Source organism: Mangrovibacillus cuniculi, from assembly GCF_015482585.1.
Classification (GTDB): domain Bacteria; phylum Bacillota; class Bacilli; order Bacillales; family R1DC41; genus Mangrovibacillus; species Mangrovibacillus cuniculi.
The window spans coordinates 1-5,000 of record NZ_CP049742.1 but is presented as its reverse complement, the minus strand read 5'-3'; the positions used below and the strand labels follow the sequence as shown (position 1 = coordinate 5,000).

The 5,000-nt window shown below is 40.7% G+C and carries 3 protein-coding genes, 1 rRNA gene and 3 pseudogenes (1 of these 7 running past the window's edge); 1 reads left to right on the top strand and 6 read right to left on the bottom strand.

What is annotated here, in order from left to right; translation table 11 throughout:
* Positions 1-757: ribosomal RNA gene (locus tag G8O30_RS00040) — 16S ribosomal RNA — on the bottom strand; it reaches 794 nt to the left of the window's first position.
* A gap of 232 nt (positions 758-989) precedes the next feature.
* Positions 990-1,851: pseudogene (locus G8O30_RS00030) on the bottom strand (nucleotidyltransferase-like protein).
* 118 nt (positions 1,852-1,969) lie between these two features.
* Here G8O30_RS00030 and G8O30_RS00025 point away from each other — a divergent pair.
* Positions 1,970-2,325 (top strand): annotated as a pseudogene (locus tag G8O30_RS00025) (YgzB family protein).
* A gap of 40 nt (positions 2,326-2,365) precedes the next feature.
* On the opposite strand, the gene perR reads toward G8O30_RS00025, so the two are convergent.
* The 4 genes and pseudogenes from perR to G8O30_RS00005 form a co-directional block, all read right to left on the bottom strand.
* The gene (perR, locus tag G8O30_RS00020; protein ID WP_239674463.1) at positions 2,366-2,806 is read right to left on the bottom strand and encodes a peroxide-responsive transcriptional repressor PerR; all 441 of its coding nucleotides are present in this window, start codon (positions 2,804-2,806) and stop codon (positions 2,366-2,368) included.
* Positions 2,807-2,931: 125 nt separating this feature from the next.
* Positions 2,932-3,480 carry a cob(I)yrinic acid a,c-diamide adenosyltransferase gene (locus G8O30_RS00015; protein ID WP_239672982.1) on the bottom strand — a complete coding sequence of 183 codons (549 nt, stop codon included), beginning with the start codon at positions 3,478-3,480 and terminating at the stop codon, positions 2,932-2,934.
* Between the two features lie 64 nt (positions 3,481-3,544).
* A pseudogene (locus tag G8O30_RS00010) lies at positions 3,545-4,092 on the bottom strand (NAD(P)-dependent oxidoreductase).
* 77 nt (positions 4,093-4,169) lie between these two features.
* Positions 4,170-4,430, bottom strand: coding sequence for a Rossmann-fold NAD(P)-binding domain-containing protein (locus tag G8O30_RS00005; RefSeq protein WP_239672981.1), 261 nt, complete (start codon positions 4,428-4,430; stop codon positions 4,170-4,172).
* Between the last annotated feature and the right edge of the window lie 570 nt (positions 4,431-5,000).

Sequence of the window (5,000 nt, the reverse complement as noted above, 5' to 3'; positions counted from 1 at the left end):
GTTACAGACCAGAAAGTCGCCTTCGCCACTGGTGTTCCTCCACATCTCTACGCATTTCACCGCTACACGTGGAATTCCACTTTCCTCTTCTGCACTCAAGTTTCCCAGTTTCCAATGACCCTCCACGGTTGAGCCGTGGGCTTTCACATCAGACTTAAGAAACCACCTGCGCGCGCTTTACGCCCAATAATTCCGGACAACGCTTGCCACCTACGTATTACCGCGGCTGCTGGCACGTAGTTAGCCGTGGCTTTCTGGTTAGGTACCGTCAAGGTACCGCCCTATTCGAACGGTACTTGTTCTTCCCTAACAACAGAGTTTTACGATCCGAAAACCTTCTTCACTCACGCGGCGTTGCTCCGTCAGACTTTCGTCCATTGCGGAAGATTCCCTACTGCTGCCTCCCGTAGGAGTCTGGGCCGTGTCTCAGTCCCAGTGTGGCCGATCACCCTCTCAGGTCGGCTACGCATCGTCGCCTTGGTGAGCCGTTACCTCACCAACTAGCTAATGCGCCGCGGGTCCATCTGTAAGTGATAGCCGAAGCCACCTTTGAATCATCTGTCATGCGACAAATGATGTTATTCGGTATTAGCCCCGGTTTCCCGGAGTTATCCCAATCTTACAGGCAGGTTACCCACGTGTTACTCACCCGTCCGCCGCTAACTTGCGGGAGCAAGCTCCCACAAGTCCGCTCGACTTGCATGTATTAGGCACGCCGCCAGCGTTCGTCCTGAGCCAGGATCAAACTCTCCAATAGATGTTTGATTAGCTCATAAAAAACTTGTTTTGTTGTTTCATAGAAACAACTGAATTAAACGTTGGCACTTGGTTTGTTTAGTTTTCAAAGTTCAATGTCTTTTTCAGCGACTTTATTAATTTAACACATTAACAAGTCGAAGTCAACAACTTTTTTCATTTTTTTTGTCGCTACTAATCCGTCAGCAGCGACGTTTAATATATCAAGATACTATTCAAAAAGTCAACGGATTTCAAAAGTTTTTTTTCGCATAGTAGCGGTGATAGATTCCTACCCCTTTGTTTCTTCTAATTGAATATGAACTTGGTGCTTTTCAATTAAGAATTCGAGCATACCAGTTAGATCTATTCCGTAACTCTTTACTTCTTCATGTTTTAACAATCCTGAATAGACCACGAATCTTTTCTTCTAATACACCGAATAAATGAGCAGACCCTTGCTCTACTTTTTGAAGTATAAGTAGTTCACTAGCCAAGAACAACAGCTCTAATCTTTTCTCCATCGTCTCTTCACTCATAACTAATTCTTCATATAATTTATAAATTTCTGGTTCAATTTTTTTCACTTGATTCCAGACTGTAACTTCCGGATGAAAACCATGGTCAATGACAGCTAATCTTGCCAAATGGTGAAGAGAATGAACAATGTGATTGTAAGCATCTAAATATTGATGACTTTCAAAAAAGGACTTCCCGTCACGATACCTTCTAATCAAGCGAGCAAACTCAATGCCCATTTTTAACTTTCTACCGTGGAAAGGAAACTCGTTTAATTCAGTTTTTAACTTCTCAATATATTCATTCCTATCAAACACAATTTTCCCGTTCATTAACCAGTCAATGATTTTTCGATTACTTCCTAGTAATAGCCACTCTAACACTTGTTTTTCCGTCACTAAGAAGAGCTGCTTTTTTCTCATCAAAAGAATAATGTTTAATGAATACATCTTCTTCCGCTTGTTTTAATATGACAAAAAGAATTACATCAAACGTATCTGTAACTGGGCTTACTATATTTTTTCTCTATAAGGACAATTCCTAATGTGTTGGATGGCTAGCTCGCTCTTGGTAGATCGGTCTTAGTTTTGCTTCCATGTATCCCACTCCTAACTACTTTTTAGACATTATTCGACGTAATTTCGCTTTTTCCTCCCTTAGAAACTGGTGAATGTTCCAAGTCTGTGTGATAGACTAGCAATTATAGGGAGACGAAATGGCTAAGTACTCGAATAAAATTAATAAGATTAGAACATTTGCCTTAAGCTTAGTATTTATTGGCTTCATCATTATGTATGGAGGTATTTTCTTTAAATCATACCCCATCGTTATGACAATCTTTATGTTGCTTGGTTTATTATCTATTATTTTCAGCACTGTCGTATACTTTTGGATTGGAATGCTTTCCACAAGAGCAGTACAAGTAGTTTGTCCAATTGTAACAAACTAACGAAAGTACTAGGACGTGTAGATATGTGTATGTATTGCAATGAACCACTAACGTTAGATCCTTCATTAGAAGGAAAAGATTTTGATGAATCATATAATTCAAAGAAAACAATTCAACAATAGCTGATATTATAAGAAAAAGGTGCTGGCAATCAGCACCTTTTTAATGTTTCTTTTTATTAGAACACTCTGGACACGATCCGTAGATTTCCATTCTATGATGACTAATGGTAAATCCAGTGACATGTGCAGCTAGTTGTTCAACTTCATCTAGTCCAGGGTAAGAAAAATCTACCATCTTACCGCAGTCCTCGCAAATGACATGATAATGATCTGTTGTAACAAAGTCAAAACGACTGGAAGCATCTCCATATGTTAATTCTTTTACCAGCCCAACCTCTTTAAAAACTCGTAAGTTGTTGTAGACTGTAGCTACGCTCATATTAGGGAATTTTCCCTCTAACGCTTTATAGATATCATCTGCAGTTGGATGAGACATTGCTCCAATCATGTATTCAAGTATTGCATGGCGCTGTGGTGTAATCCGGACGCCCGTGCTTTTTAAAGTATCTAGTGCTTCACGTAAGTGTTCATGGGACACCATCATGCACCTCTCTTCCTTTAAAGGTATTTATTCTTACTTTATAATCTTTATAAACAGTGTACTCCTCTAGTGAAGAATCTGTCAAACGTTTTAGTACGTAAGGAAGGTATCTACCTAATGCACTATCATTTTATCTGCAAAGGCGTCTCTGGTTTCTGAAGTTGTAGATTTACATACCTGGCTGCAACAAATAAGTAATCGGATAATCGGTTTAGGTAAGATAGTACTAATGGATTTACTCCATCGATTCCAACCGCTATTCTTTCTGCTCTTCTAACAATCGTACGAGCAACGTGAAGTTGAGCACCTGTTGGATGTCCAGAAGGTAGAATAAATTGTCTAAGCGGAGGTAGTGCTTCTTCCCACTTGTCTAACTCCGTCTCCAACATACTAATGTGCTGATCCTTTAGTTCCCATGTTACTTTTTTATCTTGGGGTGTAGCAAGCTCAGCTCCAACGTGGAACAATTCGGTTTGTACTCTTTGCAAAGACTCCACGAATGCCTCTTTCCCTTCAAATGTCACAGCATCTAGAAAACTAAGACTTACACCAATTACGGAGTTTGCTTCATCACACGTTCCATACGCCTCCACTCGAAGATCATTTTTTGCAACGCGCGAACCATAGATTAGAGACGTTTGCCCCTTGTCACCTGTTTTTGTATATATTTTCATCGTTAATACCCTCTTTTCACGTCTATTATATTCTGGAAGTCTTCTTGTCCTTCTATAAAAAGCTTTAGGTTTTGCTCAAAGATTTCAAAAGATCTTGGAAGATATTTTTGGTGATGCTTGAAATATGCGGAGTCACTGTGATGTTCTCCTGTTTCCAAAATGCGTGCTCACTTGGAAGAGGCTCATGTTTAAAAACATCTAAATAAGCATGTGCAATCTCATTATTGTTCATGGTATCCAATAAAACTTTATCGTCAACAGCATCTCCTCTACCAATGTTATAAAAACAGCAGTTGACTTCATTAGTTTAAAATGGGGTTTTCTCCAAAAATCAATAGTGCTTGGAGTACTCGGAAGGATGGAGATAATATAATCCGCATTTGGAAGAGCTTGATCCATATCTTCCATTGAGTATGCCTCGTCAAACGGAGTTGGTAAAGTCCCCGATGTGTTAACTCCAATCACATTCATAGTAAACGCTTTGAGAATGTGTGCAATTCTCGTTCCAATTGCACCAGCTCCTACAATCATTGCCGTTTGTCCATAGAGTTCTTGCATTGGCACTCTTCTATTCCATAGATGTTCCTCTTCCTGCTGTGCTAACAGTTTCATCTGCTTCGCGTGATGAATCATGACACCTAATGTATACTCCGCCATTGGGATTGCATGAATTCCTCTCGCATTTGTAACTAGAATATTTTCTTCTGTATAGAAGCGAAAGGCATTTTCTCCAAGCCTGCTGAAACAACCATAATCCATTTCAAATTAGTTGCTTGTTCAATATGTTGATCTCTTAAATCTTCTCCGTATGTAACGATTACTTCTGCATCACTTAATCGCTTCTCCGCTTCCCTTATAGATTTGGCGAATGTCCAATGAAGGTCCTGATACGTTGACTGAAAGTGCTGTTGAAAATCTTGATTTGGTTCAAAAGTAAAAAGTATGTTCACATGCTCACTCCGTTCTTCTATATGCATCTATTAACTTCTATTTTATTAGATAGAATCCTTTTTTTATATTTTGGAGATTTGAGGTGTGGTGAGGCAACTTGTGGGATTTGCCGCATGGGGATTGCGGGGCTTATGGCGACTTTTGGCGTTTGTCGCCTAGGGATTGCTGAACACGGGGCGGCTTTGGCGACTTGCCGCGGGGGAACCACTCTCTTCTCCGTGGCTTTGGCGACTTGCCGATGTAAATCACTCTCTTCTCCGCGGCTTCGGCGACTTGTCAATGGGGAACCGCTCTCTTCTCGGTGGCTTCGGCGACTTGCCGCTAGAAAAGCTGGCAGCATAAAGTTGTCGCGGAAATCTAGGAAATTAAAGGATACTACGCTAAGTTCCGGCCACATCACGTGGCCATCGCCTAGTTGTCGCGTCACGAATTCTAAAAACAACATTATGGATACTACGCTAAGTTCCGGCCACATCACGTGGCCAACGCCTAGTTGTCGCGTCACGCGACAAAAAAATACGAGCTAAATCGCTTTAGCTCGTAAACTATATATAATCTGAGGAGGTATG

Excerpts from the sequence above, each read along its gene's own strand:
- perR (WP_239674463.1), bottom strand. The coding sequence starts at position 2,806 with ATGGTGTCCCATGAACACTTACGTGAAGCACTAGATACTTTAAAAAGC.
- G8O30_RS00015 (WP_239672982.1), bottom strand. The coding sequence starts at position 3,480 with ATGAAAATATATACAAAAACAGGTGACAAGGGGCAAACGTCTCTAATC.